At 61.1% G+C, this 17,033-nt stretch carries 18 protein-coding genes and 1 tRNA gene; 4 read left to right on the top strand and 15 right to left on the bottom strand.

Annotated features, from left to right (window positions below; translation table 11 throughout):
- The first annotated feature begins 101 nt into the window (after window positions 1-101).
- Window positions 102-2,921, top strand: coding sequence for a hypothetical protein (locus J4G38_RS15425; RefSeq protein WP_226163450.1), 2,820 nt, complete (start codon window positions 102-104; stop codon window positions 2,919-2,921).
- Window positions 2,922-3,079: 158 nt separating this feature from the next.
- Here J4G38_RS15425 and J4G38_RS15420 read toward each other — a convergent pair whose 3' ends face one another.
- Both J4G38_RS15420 and J4G38_RS15415 read right to left on the bottom strand, forming a co-directional pair.
- Window positions 3,080-3,310 carry a CDGSH iron-sulfur domain-containing protein gene (locus J4G38_RS15420; protein ID WP_196281018.1) on the bottom strand — a complete coding sequence of 77 codons (231 nt, stop codon included), beginning with the start codon at window positions 3,308-3,310 and terminating at the stop codon, window positions 3,080-3,082.
- A 38-nt stretch (window positions 3,311-3,348) separates the two neighbouring features.
- Window positions 3,349-3,876 (bottom strand): GNAT family N-acetyltransferase, encoded by a 528-nt coding sequence (locus tag J4G38_RS15415; RefSeq protein WP_210517847.1) that lies wholly within the window; start codon window positions 3,874-3,876, stop codon window positions 3,349-3,351.
- Between the two features lie 108 nt (window positions 3,877-3,984).
- Between J4G38_RS15415 and J4G38_RS15410 the strand changes: the two genes are divergently transcribed.
- Window positions 3,985-4,452, top strand: a complete 468-nt coding sequence (locus J4G38_RS15410) for a hypothetical protein (RefSeq protein WP_210517845.1) — start codon at window positions 3,985-3,987, stop codon at window positions 4,450-4,452.
- 25 nt (window positions 4,453-4,477) lie between these two features.
- On the opposite strand, the gene J4G38_RS15405 is transcribed toward J4G38_RS15410, so the two are convergent.
- Complete coding sequence (locus tag J4G38_RS15405; RefSeq protein ID WP_226163449.1) at window positions 4,478-4,870, bottom strand: hypothetical protein; 393 nt, start codon at window positions 4,868-4,870, stop codon at window positions 4,478-4,480.
- Window positions 4,871-5,027: 157 nt separating this feature from the next.
- Between J4G38_RS15405 and J4G38_RS15400 the strand changes: the two genes are divergently transcribed.
- A complete protein-coding gene (locus tag J4G38_RS15400) occupies window positions 5,028-5,651 on the top strand; it encodes a deoxynucleoside kinase (RefSeq protein WP_210517842.1) in 624 nt (207 codons plus the stop codon).
- A gap of 150 nt (window positions 5,652-5,801) precedes the next feature.
- Here the strand turns inward: J4G38_RS15400 and J4G38_RS15395 are convergent, their stop codons facing one another.
- From J4G38_RS15395 to J4G38_RS15385, 3 genes are all read right to left on the bottom strand, one after another.
- The gene (locus J4G38_RS15395; RefSeq protein WP_210517840.1) at window positions 5,802-6,479 is read right to left on the bottom strand and encodes a DUF2461 domain-containing protein; all 678 of its coding nucleotides are present in this window, start codon (window positions 6,477-6,479) and stop codon (window positions 5,802-5,804) included.
- A 115-nt stretch (window positions 6,480-6,594) separates the two neighbouring features.
- On the bottom strand, window positions 6,595-7,419 hold the full coding sequence (locus J4G38_RS15390) for an MOSC domain-containing protein (RefSeq protein WP_210517838.1): 825 nt from the start codon (window positions 7,417-7,419) through the stop codon (window positions 6,595-6,597).
- Between the two features lie 70 nt (window positions 7,420-7,489).
- Window positions 7,490-8,188: a hypothetical protein gene (locus tag J4G38_RS15385; protein WP_210517836.1), complete on the bottom strand. Its 699-nt coding sequence runs from the start codon at window positions 8,186-8,188 to the stop codon at window positions 7,490-7,492.
- 162 nt (window positions 8,189-8,350) lie between these two features.
- Here J4G38_RS15385 and J4G38_RS15380 point away from each other — a divergent pair.
- Window positions 8,351-8,423, top strand: a tRNA-Lys gene (locus tag J4G38_RS15380).
- 165 nt (window positions 8,424-8,588) lie between these two features.
- Here J4G38_RS15380 and J4G38_RS15375 read toward each other — a convergent pair.
- The 9 genes from J4G38_RS15375 to J4G38_RS15335 all read right to left on the bottom strand — a co-directional run.
- Window positions 8,589-9,533 (bottom strand): Rossmann-fold NAD(P)-binding domain-containing protein, encoded by a 945-nt coding sequence (locus tag J4G38_RS15375; RefSeq protein WP_210517834.1) that lies wholly within the window; start codon window positions 9,531-9,533, stop codon window positions 8,589-8,591.
- Between the two features lie 311 nt (window positions 9,534-9,844).
- Entirely contained in the window at window positions 9,845-10,288 is a 444-nt protein-coding gene (locus J4G38_RS15370; protein WP_210517832.1) for a hypothetical protein, read from the bottom strand.
- Window positions 10,236-10,454, bottom strand: coding sequence for a hypothetical protein (locus J4G38_RS15365; RefSeq protein WP_210517830.1), 219 nt, complete (start codon window positions 10,452-10,454; stop codon window positions 10,236-10,238). Before J4G38_RS15365 ends, J4G38_RS15370 begins: the two co-directional genes overlap by 53 nt.
- 221 nt (window positions 10,455-10,675) lie before the next feature.
- The gene (locus tag J4G38_RS15360) at window positions 10,676-11,290 is read right to left on the bottom strand and encodes a hypothetical protein (protein ID WP_210517829.1); all 615 of its coding nucleotides are present in this window, start codon (window positions 11,288-11,290) and stop codon (window positions 10,676-10,678) included.
- A gap of 112 nt (window positions 11,291-11,402) precedes the next feature.
- Window positions 11,403-14,633 (bottom strand): carbamoyl-phosphate synthase (glutamine-hydrolyzing) large subunit, encoded by a 3,231-nt coding sequence (carB, locus tag J4G38_RS15355; RefSeq protein ID WP_210517827.1) that lies wholly within the window; start codon window positions 14,631-14,633, stop codon window positions 11,403-11,405.
- A gap of 105 nt (window positions 14,634-14,738) precedes the next feature.
- Window positions 14,739-15,038 carry a barstar family protein gene (locus J4G38_RS15350; RefSeq protein ID WP_210517825.1) on the bottom strand — a complete coding sequence of 100 codons (300 nt, stop codon included), beginning with the start codon at window positions 15,036-15,038 and terminating at the stop codon, window positions 14,739-14,741.
- 24 nt (window positions 15,039-15,062) lie between these two features.
- Window positions 15,063-15,353, bottom strand: coding sequence for a GIY-YIG nuclease family protein (locus tag J4G38_RS15345; protein ID WP_210517823.1), 291 nt, complete (start codon window positions 15,351-15,353; stop codon window positions 15,063-15,065).
- 100 nt (window positions 15,354-15,453) lie between these two features.
- Window positions 15,454-16,530 carry a glutamine-hydrolyzing carbamoyl-phosphate synthase small subunit gene (gene carA, locus J4G38_RS15340; RefSeq protein ID WP_210517821.1) on the bottom strand — a complete coding sequence of 359 codons (1,077 nt, stop codon included), beginning with the start codon at window positions 16,528-16,530 and terminating at the stop codon, window positions 15,454-15,456.
- A gap of 80 nt (window positions 16,531-16,610) precedes the next feature.
- On the bottom strand, window positions 16,611-17,033 hold a 423-nt coding region (locus J4G38_RS15335; RefSeq protein ID WP_226163448.1), incomplete at its 5' end, for an endonuclease domain-containing protein.

Raw genomic sequence — 17,033 nt, 5'->3', positions numbered from 1 at the left:
TTTTCGAACCACCGCCCGTTTTAATACCAGCACCGTTGCCGGTGGCTTCTGCCTTCTACTCTTCTACCTTTGGCAGCATATTTCCATTTTCCCCTTTTCACATGCGCACGTTTACCCGACTACTGCTGGCCCGCCTGCTGGGCCCGCTGCTACTGGCCCTGTTGCTGAGCAGCCCGGCCCTGGCCACTACCGCCCCGCCGCCCACCGGCCGCCCCCTGGCCGAAGCCCTCAACCCCGACGGCACCCTGAAAACGGGTGCCAACGGCTCCTTCGATGCCCGGCATTTTCGGATGGGCACCGCGCCCGACGGGCGGCCCGTGTTCCGGCCGGCCGGCACGAAAGGGGCCGGGGATGAGCGGTGGGCGGATGGGTTTAATCTGCCGAACGGGACTGATGGCACCGTCAATGCGGTGATGCGGTCAGGAACCGACCTCTACATCGGGGGGAGTTTTAGCATAGTAGGTGGGGTATCAGCTGCCGGCATCGCCAAATGGAACGGTACGGCCTGGAGCCCCCTGGGCACGGGCCCGGCCAACGGCGTGGACGGCACCGTCTTGGCCCTGGCCGTAGCCGGCAACGGGGACGTGTACGCGGGCGGTACCCTGACCATGGCCGGCGGGGTGGCGGCCAGCCATGTGGCCCGGTGGAACGGCACGGCTTGGAACGCGCTGGGCGCGGGCCTGAGTGGCGGCCCTAACAATGGCCCCGTCGCTGCCCTGGCCGTGGCGGGCAACGGGGACGTGTACGCGGGCGGCGACTTCACCCAGGCCGGGGGCGTCCCAGTCGGCCACGTAGCCCGCTGGAACGGCGTGGCCTGGAGCGCGCTGGGCGCGGGCGTGGGCACGGGCGCTGGCGGCGGCACCGTCTACACCCTGGCCGTGGCGGGCAACGGGGACGTGTACGTAGGTGGCGCCTTCTCGCAGGCCGACGGGGTGGCGGCCAACAGCGTGGCCAAGTGGAACGGCACGGCCTGGAGCGCCCTGGGCACGGGCCTAGCCAACGGCGTGAGCGGCGCTGTCTATGCCCTGGCCGTGGCCGGCAATGGGGACGTGTACGCGGGTGGTACCCTGACCATGGCCGGCGGGGTGGCGGCCAGCCGCGTGGCCAAGTGGAACGGCACGGCCTGGAGCCCCCTGGGTGCGGGCGTGGGTAGTTCTGTGAACAATAGCGTCTCTGCCCTGGCCGTGGCGGGCAACGGGGACGTGTACGTGGGCGGGCAGTTTACGATGGCCGGCGGGGTGGCGGCCAACAGCGTGGCCAAGTGGAACGGCACGACCTGGAACCCCTTGGGTGCGGGCCTGAGTGGTGGCGCGCCCGGCAGATTCGTCAATATCTATGGTCTGGCCGTGGCGGGCAACGGGGACGTGTACGCGGGCGGCGACTTCACGCAGACGGGTAGCTTCTCGGCCAGCTACGTGGCCAAGTGGAACGGCACGGCCTGGAGTGCCCTGGGCACAGGTGCGGGCAACGGCCTGAACGGCATCGTCTATGCCGTGGCCGTGGCCGGCAACGGGGACGTGTACGCCGGCGGGCAGTTTACGATGGCCGGCGGGGTGGCGGCCAACTACGTGGCCAAGTGGAACGGCACGACCTGGAGCCCCTTGGGTGCGGGCCTCAGTAGCGCGAACAGCTATGGCTATGTGTATACGCTGGCCGTGGCGGGCAACGGGGACGTGTACGCCGGCGGGCAGTTTACGATGGCCGGCGGGGTGGCGGCCAACTACGTGGCCAAGTGGAACGGCACGACCTGGAGCCCCTTGGGTGCGGGCCTCAGTAGCGCGAACAGCTATGGCTATGTGTATACGCTGGCCGTGGCGGGCAACGGGGACGTGTACGCGGGCGGGAACTTCACGCAGGCCGGCGGGGTGGCGGCCAACTACGTGGCGAAGTGGAACGGCACGGCCTGGAGTTCCCTGGGCGCGGGCCCGGCCAACGGTATGAACAGTGGTGTCACTGCCCTGGCCGTGGCCGGCAACGGGGACGTGTACGCGGGCGGGAACTTCACGCAAGCTGGCGGGGTGGCGGCCAGCCGCGTGGCCAAGTGGAACGGCACGGCCTGGAGCCCCCTGGGTGCGGGCGTGGGTAGTTCTGTGAACAACATCGTCTATGCCCTGGCCGTGGCCGGCAACGGGGACGTGTACGCCGGCGGGGACTTCACGCAAGCTGGCGGGGTGGCGGCCAGCCGCGTGGCCAAGTGGAACGGCACGACCTGGAGCCCCCTGAGCACGGGCCTCGGCGGTAGCGTGAACGGGTACATCGTCTATGCCCTGGCCGTGGTGGGCAACGGGGACGTGTACGCCGGCGGGTACTTCACCCAGGCCGGCGGGGCGGCGGCCAACTACGTGGCCAAGTGGAACGGCACGGCCTGGAGTGCTCTGGGCACAGGTGCGGGCAACGGCGTGAACGGCATGGTCTATGCCCTGGCCCTGGCCGGCAACGGGGATGTGTACGCGGGCGGGCGCTTCATGCAGGCCGGCGGGGCGGCGGCCAGCCGCGTGGCCAAGTGGAACGGCACGGCCTGGAGCTCTCTGGGCACGGGTACGAACACTCCTGTCAGCGTGCTGGCGGTGGGACCCGGCGACAAGCTCTACGCCGGCGGCAGCTTCACCGCCACCGGCGACTACAGCAAGCCGATGGCCCACTTCGCCATCTACGACCCCAACGCCCCGCTGGCCACCACCGCAGCCCGCGCCACCCCTGCCGCGCAGCTCTTCCCCAACCCGGCCCACGGCACGGCCACCCTGCGCCTGCCCGCCGGGGCGCCCCGCCTGCCCCTCACCCTCACCGACGCGCTGGGCCGCACCGTGCGCCGCTACCCCGCCCCGGCCACCGCCGAGACCGTGCTCGACCTGCGCGGCCAGCCCGCCGGGGTGTATGTGGTGCGCTGCGGCCCGTTCACCCAGCGCCTGGTGGTGGAGTAGGGTGCGGGGCTTGCCCCCGCCCGCCGTTGCACGACACCTAAACAAGCCGTTCAACGACGGGCGGGGGCAAGCCCCGCACCCTACCCGGACGGGACTCAATCAACAAAAAGCCCGCTGGCCAATAGGTCAGCGGGCTTTTTGTTGATTGAGTTACCAGCTTACACGGCCGGCTTGGGCGCGGGCAAGTCAAATGCCACGGCGTCGTGCTCGAAATGGCCTTTGTGCGAGCCATCGCAGAAGGGTTTCTGCTTCGAGAGCCCGCAGCGGCAGATGCTGATGCGCTGGCGGCCGCCCAAGCCATACGGCTGGCCCTGGGCGTCCACTAGTTCGATGTCTTCGCCCTCTACGCGGAGGGAGCCATTGGAAAGTACGGTGAGTTTGGTGGCCATGGTCTGGGAATTAAAAATGAAGCATTAAAAAAGATGAATTAGAGCGCCTTGCGCATGATATAATCGTTCATGAAATACGGGCCGATGGGCACGTCTACCTCGCGTTGGCGCACGAAACCGCGCCGCTCGTAGAAAGAAATGGCGGGGTTGTAGCGGTTCACGTTCAGGTCCAGAAAGGAGCCACCGGCGGCGCGGGCGGCATTTTCCACGGCCTCGATGAGGTGCACGCCCAGGCCCTGGCCCTGCCGGGTGGGCAGCACGTAAATCTTGTGCAGCTTGTAGCCCTGGCCGCTTTCTTCTTCGGCCGGCAGCGGGCTGAAGGAAGCAAACCCCGCCGGCGCACCGTCTACGTAAGCCAGCAGAAACGAGTGTTGTTGCTCGCTCATCTGCCGCTTGAGGGCGGCCGGCGAGTAAATCACCCGGTACATATACTCCAGCTGCTCGCCCGAGATGATGAAGCGGTACGTGGGCTCCCACGTCGCCTCGGCCAGCTGGATAATGGTGGGAATGTCTTTGAGCGTGGCGGGCTCAATGCGCGGCGGCGCGGTAGGGGCGTCAGGAGTCATAAGCGGCAAAACACGAAATTGCGGCGAAAAAACTGAAACCGGGCCGCCCGCAGGAATACGACTGGCCCATTCCTTGCGTTAAAGCCCCCAATCCCTTTTGCTTTCTTTATGAAATCTGCATCATTCTTCTTGCTATTGCTCGCGGGCCTGCCCGGCGCCCTCCACGCCCAAACCACCGCCGACAGCCTGCGCCAGCGCGGCGAGCTCACCGGGGCCCGGCCGTCCGGCGATTTGCTGGCCCGGCCCCACGCGCCGGCTTCGGCCCGCCGCGCCGCCGCTCCCTCCGCCGACCCTTTTCAGCAGCACCTGCTGGGCACGCAGGTAAATCTGGCCCAGGCCGTCGCCAGCCAGCTGCCCGACCTCTACGAATCGTTCATTGGCACCACCCGCGCCGAGCGCCGCAGCTGGAGCTACACCGACTGGGACGCCGCCAGCCAGGTGCTGGCCCGCCTCAACCAGCGCTACGAGCAGGTGCGCACCGACCTGCCCCTCGAAGAGCGTATCCGCATTCGTAGCTTCCAGGGCGAGTTTCATACCCTGCGCGGCGCCCGCAGCGTAAAAGAGAAGTTCGACTAGTGCCGGGTCGCTCCGCGCTGGCTGCTCACTGCGTTTGTAGCCAGCGCTGGGCCTCGGCCTCGGCCGTGAACAGCTCCACGTTGAGGTGGTGTCCCACGGCTTCCACAAATTCGTGGCTCACCACTTGGGCATGCAGGTCGGGCGAGAGAATGTAGGCCATGGCCCGCAGGCCGGCGGCCACGGCGGCTGGCAGCCATTCGTATTGCAGCCAGGGCAGGGCGTCGCTCCAGTCGCCGGCGGTGTCGCGCTTGTCGTTGAGCACCTTCGAGTACGGGTATTGTTCGCGGAGCTGCCCGGCTTTTTGCGCCCCCTGAATAACGGCGGCCCCGGTAAGGTGGCCGTGCCAACGGATGTAGAGCAGGTCCTCATCCGGCAAAAAATAGTAATCCGCCAAAGGCGCTCCATAGCTGTCGGACAAAGTAACAAGCTGAACAGCATCAATGTTAAACATGGCAAAAGTAACGTATATGGGTTCAAACATACTAAATGTTGGCTCCGTTCTATGATTGGGCAGATGCGGTGCGGGCAACTACCTTTGGGGTTCTGCTTTTCTCTCGTTTTTTTGTTCGTAGCGCATGCACATTGCCATCGTCGGCAACATTGGGGCCGGTAAAACCACCCTGGCCCATAAGTTGGCCCAGCATTTCCGCTGGGAAGTGTTTTTGGAAGACGTGGACGACAATCCTTACCTCAAGGATTTCTACCACGACATGCCCCGCTGGGCCTTTCACCTCCAGGTCTATTTCCTCAACGGCCGCTTCCGCCAAACGCAGCGCATCAAGGAGTTGCAGAAGGCCGGCAAGGGCATCATTCAGGACCGCACCATCTACGAAGATGCCCACATCTTCGCGGCCAACCTGCACGAATCCGGCCTGCTCGAAACCCGCGACTATAACAATTACTACGCGCTGTTCGAGTCGATGATTGACCTGGTGGCCCCGCCCGATTTGCTGCTCTACCTCCGCGCCGACCTGCCCAAGCTCGTGAGCCAGATTGAGAAGCGCGGCCGCGACTACGAGAACAGCATCAGCATCGAGTACCTCAAAAGCCTCAACGAGCACTACGAGAAATGGATAACCAGCTACAGCGCCGGCCGCTCCCTTATCGTCGACGTGAGCGAACTCGACTACGTGCGCAACCCCGAAGACCTCGGCACCATCATCGACAAAATAAATAACACCCTGTTCGGCCTGTTCTAAAGGGCGAATCCAGGTAAGAAGAACGTCATGCTCATCTGGCGTCCGCGCAGTCGAAGCATCTCGCGTGGGGTAGTAATTCAATCGATTGGTTTACTACTGCCTGCGAGATACTTCACTGCGTTCAGCATGACGTTGTTTTTGCGGTGGCTCTCATTCCGCCCCCGGCAGCGCTGCGTTGAAAAAATCAACCAGCGGCCGGGCGGCGGCAATGGCCACCACAACCTGCTGCACGAAATCAGCCGCCAGCACCTCGGCATCGGAGAAGAAGCGGCCGACGCCGAAGGTTTTGAGCCGCAGCCACGCCAGGTCCGGGTCGGTGGCCGCATACCCGCGGGGCGGCCGGCTCAGCTGCGGCCCCGTGGTATCGAGGCCCGCCGGAAAGTAGCGCATAAGCTCCGGCACCTGCCGCAGCCGGTGAAATTCCGCTCCGTTGTAGTGAATTTCCTGCCGGATGGCCGCCAGCAGCTCCGGCGTCGGGTGGAAAGTGCCGGCCCCCAGCCAGCTGCGCCCATCGGGCTGAATGGCCAGAAAATACCCCGCCCGGGGCGCGTGGCGCCCGCCGCGCTTCAGGCCGGCCCCCATGCGGCGCTTGTAGGGCTCGGGGTCGCGGTGGGCGCGGTCGTTCTTATGCAGCCGAAACATGACGTCCGTCGGGGTCAGGGCGGCCAGGTCCGGGTCGGCGGCCGCCACCCGGGCCAGCACCTGGCGCACCAGCTCGGTGCAGGCGGCGCGGGCGCGCTGGTAGTCGGGGCGGTGTTCCGCCATCCAGGCCGTGGTGTTGTTGGCCGCGAGCCGGGCCAGAAAGTGCAGCAGAAAGTCGAGGTCCATGAAAAAACCGGGAGTGAAATCCAGCCAGTCAGAACGCTCGGGCGGCACCCAGAGTTGCGGCGTTGCGGTTTTGGCTCAAATGCCGGATTAAAGGGGGCGCGCAACGCGCCAGCGGCTACTTGCGGCTGAGCACCGTCAGGGCGTCGCCCACGCGCAGGTGGCCCCGGCCGGGGCCGGTCACGTTCTGGCCAAACAGCGTGCTGTTCTCGGCCTTGCGATACGTGGCCAGCGTGCGCAGCGGGTCGCCGGCCGGGTTTTTGGTCGCCGTAGCCTGGTCGATGGTGGTAAGCACGCAGCGCCCGCAGCCCCGCACGGCCCGAAACGGCACGTCGCCAATCTGAAAATTTTCCCAGCTGTCGTCGTCGTACGGCGCGCCGCCCCCAAACACCAGGTTGGGGCGGAAGCGGTTCATGGGCACCGGCTGCGCGAGGCGGGTATTCAGGTCGGCCAATGCCGCATCGCCAATGAGTAGAAACGGGTAGCCGTCGGCAAAGCTCACCAGCTGGCCTTCGGGGTTAAGCTCCGGCTCCACGTCGCGGCGCACCATGTCCGACATGTACACCAGCCGCACCGGGCGGCCCAGGGTAGCGGTCAGCCATTCGTCGGCCTCCGGCGTGCCCCGCCAGGCCCACATAATATCGTCCCACACGGTCACGAACAGCGTGCGGTCGGGCGTGGCCTCAAACGGCACGAACAAGGGCAGCAGCTCGGGTCGCTGGCGGTGGCTTATCAGAAAGCCGTTGTAGGCCGGGGCCACGGCCAGCAGCGCCATATCGAGCTGTTGCCGCTGCGTCATGAAGCGGTTGCGCTCGTCCACCAGCAGCCAGCGGCGGTCGTGCCGCAGGCCGCGGGCCGTCACGTCGGCTTCGGCCACGGCATAGCCGCCGAGGGATTTGACGGGGTAGAGGTACAGGCCGGTAAGCAGGAGGGGAGCAGACATACGGGCAAAAATACCAGCGCCGGGCCAAACCACGCTGCATCTGTGCGCGGTTTGGCCCGGTTTCAGCAGCTTATTCCACCACCAGCAAATCCGCGGCCCGCACAAATGCCACCCGCTGCTGCCACTGCACCCGGTACCAAATGTCCTGCTGCCCCAGCACAGGCAGCCGGTCGCCCATAGCGGCCGTGCTGAGCCAGGCAGCCCCCGCGCCCGGCCCGGCCATGAGGGCAGCGCCGGAGCGGGCCACCAGCCCCGTCGGAGCGGGGCGCAGGAAGTGCAGGTAGCCGCCCAGCAGCCCCACATAAGCCGCATAGCCTACCCAGGCCCCGCGCAGGCTCCGGCGGCGCCACAGCAGCAGCCAAATGGCCCCCACCACCGCACCACCCAGCAGCACCTGCAAGCCGGGGTAGTAGTAGCGTTGCGCCTGCACGCGCAGTTCCTGCTGCCAGGTGGCCGGATAGCCCACCAGCCGGTGCTGCGCCGCCAGGGCTACCATCTGCCGCCACGTGCGCACCCGCGGCTGTCGTGCCTGCGCAAAGCTCAGGTAAAGCAGCGCCGCCGGGTAGTGGCCAAGCTGCTGCTGGGCATAGGCCATCCGCAGCAGCAGTTCCGGCGAGGCCCGGCGCCGTTCCCAAACCTGCCGATGGTAGGTGGGCGCGGAGCCAGCGTATTCCCCCGCCGCAAAGAGCGAATCGGCCTGCCGCAGGCCTGCCGGGGCATTTGCAGCAGCAATTGCTGATTTTTTTTCAGGAGGCTGATTTGCACCCAAGCTGCAGAGAGGCAGAAGGGTTAGGGCAAGGAATAAGCCGGGTAAAAGGGTCCGCACAGAAAGGAAAGAGACTTTTTTTTGAATCAAGGTTGTGTAGTTCGGGAGGTTGTCGTACTTTTGTGCCCACAAAAAAGGTATCGCCTTTTGAAGTGACAAGGTACCGATTCTGTAGCTCAGCTGGTAGAGCAGTACACTTTTAATGTACGGGTCCTGGGTTCGAATCCCAGCGGGATCACAGCAAAAAGCCCCATTCTGGCAACAGGATGGGGCTTTTTCATGGGCTCTATTGGGTCCAGCTGCCGCCACTTAGTGGCGTACAAGATTTCAAACCTGACCAGACAAAAAAGGCCCCGCAGAAGCCTATGCTGCGAGGCCTGTAAGTGGAAATAATGTCGAGGGGCTATTTCAATAGCTCATGCAGGATAGTTTGCATGGAAAACGTACGGTTGCCAGCTTCCTGGATGATGAGCGAGCCGGGCGCGTCGAGCACAGCGTCGGATACTTCCACGTTGCGGCGTACGGGCAGGCAGTGCAGAAATTTGGCGTCGTCCGTCAGGGCCATGTGGGCGGGGGTGAGCATCCAGGCAGGGTCGTTGCCGAGCACCTGGCCGTAGTCAAGGTAGCTGCTCCAGTTTTTGGCCTGCACGTAGTCGGCGCCTTCGAGGGCTTTTTTCTGGTCGTACTCGATGCGGGCGCCTTTGGTAAATCTGGGGTCCAACTCGTAGCCCTCGGGGTGGGTGATGACGAAGTCGACCCAGTCGATTTCTGAGAACCAGTCGCAGAACGAGTTGGGCACGCACTGGGGCAGGGCACGCACGTGCGGGGCCCAGGTGAGCACCACTTTCACGCGCTCCTTCTGCTTGGTTTCGGCTACGGTGATGAGGTCGGCGAACGACTGCAAGGGGTGCAGGGTAGCGCTTTCCAGGCTGATGACGGGCACGGTGGCGTACTGCAAAATCTTGTTGAAGACGACTTCGCCGTAGTCCTCGGCTTTGTCCTTGAGGGTGGGAAAGGTGCGCACACCCAGCACGTCGCAATACTGGCTCATCACCGCGATGGCGTCCTTGATGTGCTCCTGGGTGCCGCCGTTCATCACCGCGCCGTCGGCCATTTCCAGGGTCCAGGAGTCGGCTCCGGCGTTGAGCACCCAGGCTTGCGCGCCCAGGTTGTAGGCCGCCTTCACCGAGCTGAGCCGGGTGCGCAGGCTGGGGTTGAAAAAGATGAGGCCGACGGTTTTATTGCGCCCGATGTGCTGGTAGCCGTAGGGGTTGGCCTTGATTTCCAGGGCTTGCTGCAACAGGGCTTTGTAGTCGCCCGCATCGGCGAAGGAGGTGAAGTTTTTCATGATTTTCGAATTATTCCGCAAGAACGGCATCGTAGAAAAAAGAAGCCGCTCAACCAAATAGCCCGGGCTGGGAGAGGCAGCCAGGGCAAGCCCGTTTGCCTGGCGATAAAAAGCCGCTATGTGGCTGTATAAGCGGGAAAATGTTACATCGCGGAGAAATTTCCCCAACCATGTAACATCCGTTGTTACATGGTTGGTAAATTTCCGTTGCCATGTAACAACAGAGCGATTCAAGCCCAACCGCATTGCCCTGACCAGTTTTGAACTGGATTTGCGGCAGCTAAAAGCAACGGGATGGCGACGCTTGACAGTTAAGGAGCTTCCGGGAGGTTCTCTAAGTCGCGCAAATCCTGCGGCCGGCCACTGGCCCGCTTGGCTGTCCGTAGCGCGGCTAAGCCGATGTAGCGAACTGGCACATCCCCGAACTGTAGCTGTAAAGAGTCGGTGAGGCATTCCTCGAAACTCACCCCCAGCAGCTGCGTCATCAAATCAATCCAGACACCGTTGGAACTGAAGGATAAGAAATTCGGCGTGGTAGTGAAATCGGCGGTTTCAAACTCACCGTCCACGTAGCCAAACCGCTCCAAGGCCCGCAAGACACGTTGCGCATTTGCCGGCGTGGGACGCACCAGAATATCGAGGTCGGCAGTGGTGCGTGGGAAGCCGTGCGCAATTACCGCGTAGCCGCCCACAATGACATACTCAGCGCTTTCGGCGTGGAATAGGCGCAGCAGATTTAAGTACTCGTCTTCCATCGGGCGGCACCAAGGCATTGGCCGGGTTGGCCGCGTAAAGGTAGCGGGCGTGCTCGTTCAGGCGCACGGCCAGCGCCAGCCGCTGCTCGGGTGTCATGGCCCAGTAGTAACGGCGCTGCTCGGCCTCGGCTGCGGCTTTGTCGCGGGTTTTGAAAACGGGCTGCATCAAATCAAAGGTTTCAGGAACTGCTGGCTACGCAACGCTACTGCGGGAGCGAATGTTACTGTTGGTGCTCATTGGACCGAGAAATTTAGTGCGTTTCCCCCTTCTTCTTCGAAGCCCTCGGTGTTCCTGTACCGGGGACTTCTTCAGTTTCGGGGGCAGTTGGGTGGTGAGGTGGAAAAACCGTGCGGTGCGGCGAGGGTAATTCTGTTCAGTAGCTGCGTCTACTTGGGATTCAAAGAAACGCTGTAATGCAAATCGTATTTCTGAAAAGCGGAACTGTCTTTTTCTGCTTCCTTAGGTGTAGTCAGCTCGAATATTTCCGTGAAATCCCCGTTGTTGATTTTCATTGAACGCCTTTTAAGTAGTGCTTTGGCTGGCGGTAAACACGGAAACACCTTTTTTCTCAGAGAATCTAAAGCGGCAATTGTTTCAGCTCTTGAAGTATCTGTATCAAACAACCAATTTCCTTTTAGGTGGAAAATTCTGTTGTCACGTTCATCGGCTGCAAATAGTACAATCCCATTAACCGACCCTTTTGATTGTGTAATCGTAAAATACTCGGAAAGAGATAAATAGTCAGTAATGACTCCGTAATATTCTTGAAAGTCAAGATTAGGGTCGAACCGATAGCCGAGCTCTTTGGGAAGTTCAGAAACTCTCTGACCTATTTTCAATAAAGGTTTCTTATTATATAATGGGCATACTGGCTTCGAATAAATATAGCCAGTGTCAAAATGCTGAGCACGGAATATTGAGTCTCGTAACTCAATATTCCGTGCGCTTACAATAGCTTCTTGCTGCTTTCTTGCGTGAGAGCAACTGGCAATAATCAGCATTAGGAAAAAACCAAATATGGTTCGCATGCTTTAAAAGCCCAATTGGTAAAGAATTTGTCTGTCAAGCAAGCGGTGGAGATGCTTCGACTTCGCTCAACATGACGTTCAACGACTACATCGCCTTATACTCGTTCCAGCTCTTAATCTTCAAATCCTTCATCTCCAGCGTACAAAACGCCTGAATAAACGCCTTTGCCAGCCGCGCATTCGTCAGCAGCGGTACGCCGGAATCCACGGCGGTGCGGCGGATTTTGTAGTCGTTATCCAGCTCGCCTTTCGAGAGGTTTTTCGGGATATTAATTACAAGGTCGATTTTCTTCTCCTTCAGGTAGGTCAGCACGTTGGGCTCCTGCATGTCGTCGGGCCAGAAGAGGAGGCTCGATGGCACGTTGTTTTCGGCGAAGAAGCGGTGGGTGCCCTGGGTGGCGTAAATCTGGTAGCCGCGCTTCACCAGCAGTTCGGTGGCGGAGAGCAGCGCCACTTTCGACTGGATGGGGCCGCCGGAAATGAGCACTGTTTTCTCGGGGATTTTGTAGCCCACGCTCAGCATCGATTTCAGCAGGGCTTCCTCGGCGGTGTCGCCCAGGCAGCCCACTTCGCCGGTGCTCACCATGTCGACGCGCATCACCGGGTCGGCACCGGGCAGACGGGTGAAGGAGAACTGCGGGGCCTTCACGCCCACGAAGGGCAGGTCGTAGACCCGCTCGCTTTCGTCGCGGGGTACTTGCTTGCCCAGCAGCACTTGCGTGGCCTTCTTGATAAGGTTGTTGCCCGAGATTTTCGACACGAAGGGGTAGCTGCGCGAGGCCCGCAGGTTGCACTCAATCACGCTGATGGCCCCGTCTTTTTCCAGGAACTGGATGTTGAACGGGCCGCTGATTTCGTAGCGCTTGGCCACCTTTTCGGCAATGATTTTGAGCTTGCGGATGGTGCCCACGTACACCTTTTGGGGCGGGTAGTACATGGTGGCGTCGCCGGAGTGTACGCCGGCAAACTCGACGTGCTCGGAAATGGCGTAGCTCACGATTTCGCCCTTATCGGCCACCGCGTCCAGCTCAATTTCCTTGGCTTCCTGCATGAATTCGGACACCACCACCGGGTATTCGGCGCTTACTTCCTTGGCTGCTTTCAGGAATTCTTCCAGCTCGAAGGCATTGGAAACCACGTTCATGGCTGCGCCCGATAACACGTAGCTCGGCCGGATGAGCACCGGGTAGCCCACCTCCCGCACAAACCCGTTCATGGCTTCCAGCGAGGTCAGCTCCTTCCAGCGCGGCTGGGCAATGCCCAGCTCGTCCATGATTCGGCTGAACTTGTGGCGGTTCTCGGCCTCATCAATGTGCGCGGCCGTGGTGCCCAGAATGGGCGCGTGGGCTTCTTCGAGGCGCATGGCTAAGTTGTTGGGAATCTGGCCGCCGGTGCTCAGAATCACCCCGCCGGGCTGCTCGAAATCCAGAATGTCCATCACCCGCTCGAAGCTCAGCTCTTCGAAGTAGAGCCGGTCGCTCACGTCGTAGTCGGTCGAAACGGTTTCGGGGTTGTAGTTGATGAGGATGGTTTTGTAGCCCTCCTCGGCGGCCGTTTGCACGGCCTGCACGCCGCACCAGTCGAACTCCACCGACGAGCCGATGCGGTACACGCCCGAGCCCAGCACCACGATGGACTTCGCGGTTTCGCGGTCCAGGTCGTTTTCGGTACCGTGGTAGGTGGTGTAGAGGTAGTTGGTTTTGGCCGGGAATTCGGCGGCCAGCGTGTCAATCTGCTTCACCACGGGCAGCACGCCCAGGGCCTTGCGGCGGGCGCGCACGCGCAGCTCGTCGGCCTTCACGTCGCCTTCGCCCAGCAGCTGCACGGCAATCTGCTGGTCCGAGAAACCAGCTTTCTTCACCTCGCGCAACAGCTTGGTTTCCAAAGAATCCAGGCCAATGATGCGGCCGGCGGCCAACTGCTGGCCCAGCTCGAAAATGGTGAACAGGCGCTGCAAAAACCAGTGGTCAATCTTGGTCAGCTGGTGCACCTGCTCCAGCGTGTAGCCGGCCTCGAAAGCGCTGTTGATGGCGAAGATGCGCTCCTCGTTCGGCTCGCTCAGCAGCTTGTCAATCGTGTCTTTCTCGATGCTTTCGGGCCGGTTGGCCACGAAGCCGCGCTTGCCGGTATCGAGCATCCGCAGGCCCTTCTGAATGGCTTCCTCGAACGATTTTCCGATGGCCATTACCTCGCCCACGCTCTTCATGGCCGAGCCAATCTGGCGGTTCACGCCCGAGAATTTGCCCAGGTCCCAGCGCGGCAGCTTCACCACCACGTAGTCGAGGGCGGGTTCAAAAAATGCCGATGTCGTCTGCGTAACGCTGTTTTTCAGCTCGGCCAGCGAGTAGCCCAGGCTCAGCTTGGCGGCCACGAAGGCCAGCGGGTAGCCCGTCGCCTTCGAGGCCAGCGCCGACGAGCGCGAGAGGCGGGCATTCACCTCAATCACGCGGTAATCTTCGGAAACGGGGTCGAGGGCGTACTGAATGTTGCACTCGCCCACGATGCCCAGGTGCCGGATAGTTTTGATGCCGATGCTGCGCAGCTTGTGGTACTCGCGGTTGCTCAAGGTCTGCGACGGGGCCACCACGATGCTCTCGCCGGTGTGGATGCCGATGGGGTCGAAGTTCTCCATGTTGCAGACCGTGATGCAGTTATCAAACTGGTCGCGCACCACTTCATACTCCACTTCCTTCCAGCCCTTCAGCGATTCTTCCACCAGAATCTGGTCCGACGTCGTGAAGGCCTGCCGGGCCAGGGCCTGCAATTCGTCCATATTATTAGCGAAGCCGCTGCCCAGCCCGCCCAGCGCAAACGCGGCCCGCACGATGATGGGAAAGCCGATGGTTTCGCCGGCGGCCAGGGCCTCGGCCATGCTGGTGCAGGCCACGCTGCGGGCCGAGAGCACGCCAATTTGGTCGAGCTTGACCTTGAAAATCTCCCGGTCCTCGGTGTCGATGATAGCCTGCACGGGCGTGCCCAGCACCTGCACGTGGTACTGCTCGAACACGCCGGCGCGGTACAGAGCCACGGCGCAGTTCAGGGCCGTTTGGCCGCCAAAGGCCACCAGAATGCCATCGGGCCGCTCTTTTTTGATAACCTCCTCCACGAAGTAGGGCGTCACGGGCAGGAAGTACACGTCGTCGGCCATGCCGTCGGAGGTCTGCACGGTGGCAATGTTGGGGTTGATGAGGATGGTGCGGATGCCTTCCTCCTTCAGCGCCTTGAGGGCCTGCGAGCCGGAATAATCGAACTCGCCGGCCTCGCCAATTTTCAGCGCGCCGGAACCGAGGATGAGTACTTTGTTGGGTTTGTTCATGCTAAGAGTTGGGTAACAGACTGCTAGGAGCAATCAGAACGTCATGTTGAGCGGAGCGCAGCGGAGTCGAAGCATCTCTACCGCTTCGTTGGGGTCAGTATTAGTCTAAGCAAGAGTCAATTTCATTTCGCTGTTGCCACTCAGAGTTTCAACTAAAATTTCGAATAGATTTTGTCTTTCCCCTTGATTCAGCTTTTGTGCAGACTCAATAGAATTAGACCATAAAATTTCGGTCACATTCGAACTTGTATCATCTGTGTAATTGAACCTGTACATCACGATTTCGTCAAGCGAATCCAGATTCCGGCCCCAAGGACATTCGCCCACTATCAGATGTTTTTCAATCTGGTCGTAGAAGTCGCTGAGGTTGTTGATTAACAAGCCGTCAATTGTGATTTGCATCATTTTGTATCTTTTGCTTCGTTAAGTTCAGCCTTCCCAAGTCTCTAAATCAATTGATTTCCAAGTCGGATTAAACGCGGCAATTAATGCGTCTTTCTTGCGGCGTGTCCAGCGTTTTAGTTGTTTTTCTCGCTCTATGGCTTGTACAGCATCAGGGCAAATTTCAAAATACACCAGCAAATCAGCCTGATACCGCCCGGTGAATTTCCCTGCGTCGCCCCGGCCGCTGCTATGTTCGTAAAGTCGCCGCGTAAGGTCGTTGGTGACACCGATATACAGAACAGTTTGGGTTTGATTGGTCAGAATGTAGACGTACATGTAAGGGAATAATTAGTTCGTTGCAACGAAGCGGTAGAGATGCTTCGACTTCGCTGCGCTCCGCTCAGCATGACGTTCTGATTGCTCCGTACTGCTCGTTCTACTTACCGTTTTTATACTCCACCACCGCTTTCAAAAAGTCATCAAACAGAAACTCCGTATCCTCCGGCCCGCCGGCGGCTTCGGGGTGAAACTGGGTGGAGAAGAACGGCTTGGACGTGTGCTTGATGCCTTCGCAGGTGCCGTCGTTCAGGTTCTCGAACAGCATCTGCCACTCGGCGGGTAGCGTTTCAGTATCCACTGCGAAGCCGTGGTTCTGGCTGGTGATGTAGCAGCGCTGGGTGCCGGTGAGTTTCACGGGCTGGTTGTGGCTGCGGTGGCCGTATTTCAGCTTGAAGGTGTCGCCGCCCGCCGCGAGGCCCATGAGCTGGCTGCCCAGGCAGATGCCGAAAATGGGCTTGTCCTGCGCCAGGGCCTTTTGCAGGTGCCGGATGGTGGCTTCGCACATTTTGGGGTCGCCGGGGCCGTTGCTTAGGAACAGGCCATCGTAGGCCAGGGTCGTGAAATCGTAGTCCCAGGGCACGCGAATCAGCTCCACGTCGCGCTCCAGGAAGCAGCGGATGATGTTGGTTTTGGTGCCGCAGTCTACCAGTACGATTTTGTGCTGGCCGCTGCCGTAGTGTTGGATGCCGGCCGGGCTCACCTGCGCCACCAGGTTGTCGAGGTTGGGGTCGTGGAAGGGCACGTCGTCGTCGGCCACGATTTTGCCCAGCATCGCGCCTTTCTCGCGCAGCTTCTTGGTGAGCATGCGGGTATCGACGCCGCAGATGCCGGGGATGTTATACTCCTTCAGCCAGTCGCCGAGGCTTTTGGCGGCGTTCCAGTGGCTGTGCTCCTCAGAGTAGTAGTTGACGACCAGCCCGGCAATGTGAATCTTGTCGGACTCGAAAATTTTCGAAATCGACTCGTACAATTCCTCGCCGGGTACGCCGTAGTTGCCCACCATGGGGGTGGTGAGCACCAGAATCTGGCCGGCGAAGGACGGGTCGGTGAGGTTTTCGGGGTAGCCCGTCATGGCCGTGCTGAACACGACTTCGCCGGCGGCGGAGGTGAACGCGCCGAAGGATTCGCCGGTGATGGAGGTGCCGTCTTCGAGAGTTAGGGTTACTTGGGGCATTGTGCGGACGTTGCGCCTCACCCCCCGGCCCCCTCTCCGAAAAGGAGAGGGGGAGTGTTCTTTCGGGGTGGGTGTGCGTTTTAGAGGATGGCTTTGATGGTGGCTAGGACGCGGCGGGGGAGGTTGAGGGCTTGCTCATTGGAGAAGCGGAGAATGCGGTAGCCTAGTTCTTGTAGGTAGGCGGTGCGGCCGTTGTCGTAATCGGCTTGGTCGGGTTCGAGGTGGCCGGCTCCGTCTAGTTCTATAATTAGTTTGTGCGAGAGGCAGACGAAGTCTGCGATGTAGCGGTCAATGCTGTGCTGGCGGCGGAATTTTATGCCGAGTTGATTGCCACGCAGGAGTTGCCACATTTTTGCTTCGGCCGGGGTGGGCTCGTGGCGCATGTCTCGGGCGCGTTCTTTTAGGTCTAGTTTGGCGTACTGCTTTTTATCGGCTGTGAAGATTTTGTCTTGGGGCAGGTAGGGGTCAGCGGGGGGGGGCATGGGTGGGTCGTTGTGGCGTTG

Source organism: Hymenobacter terricola (assembly GCF_017921975.2).
GTDB classification, from domain to species: domain Bacteria; phylum Bacteroidota; class Bacteroidia; order Cytophagales; family Hymenobacteraceae; genus Hymenobacter; species Hymenobacter terricola.
The sequence above is the reverse complement of the archived record's forward strand: the minus strand, read 5'-3'. Positions and strand labels throughout refer to the sequence as shown.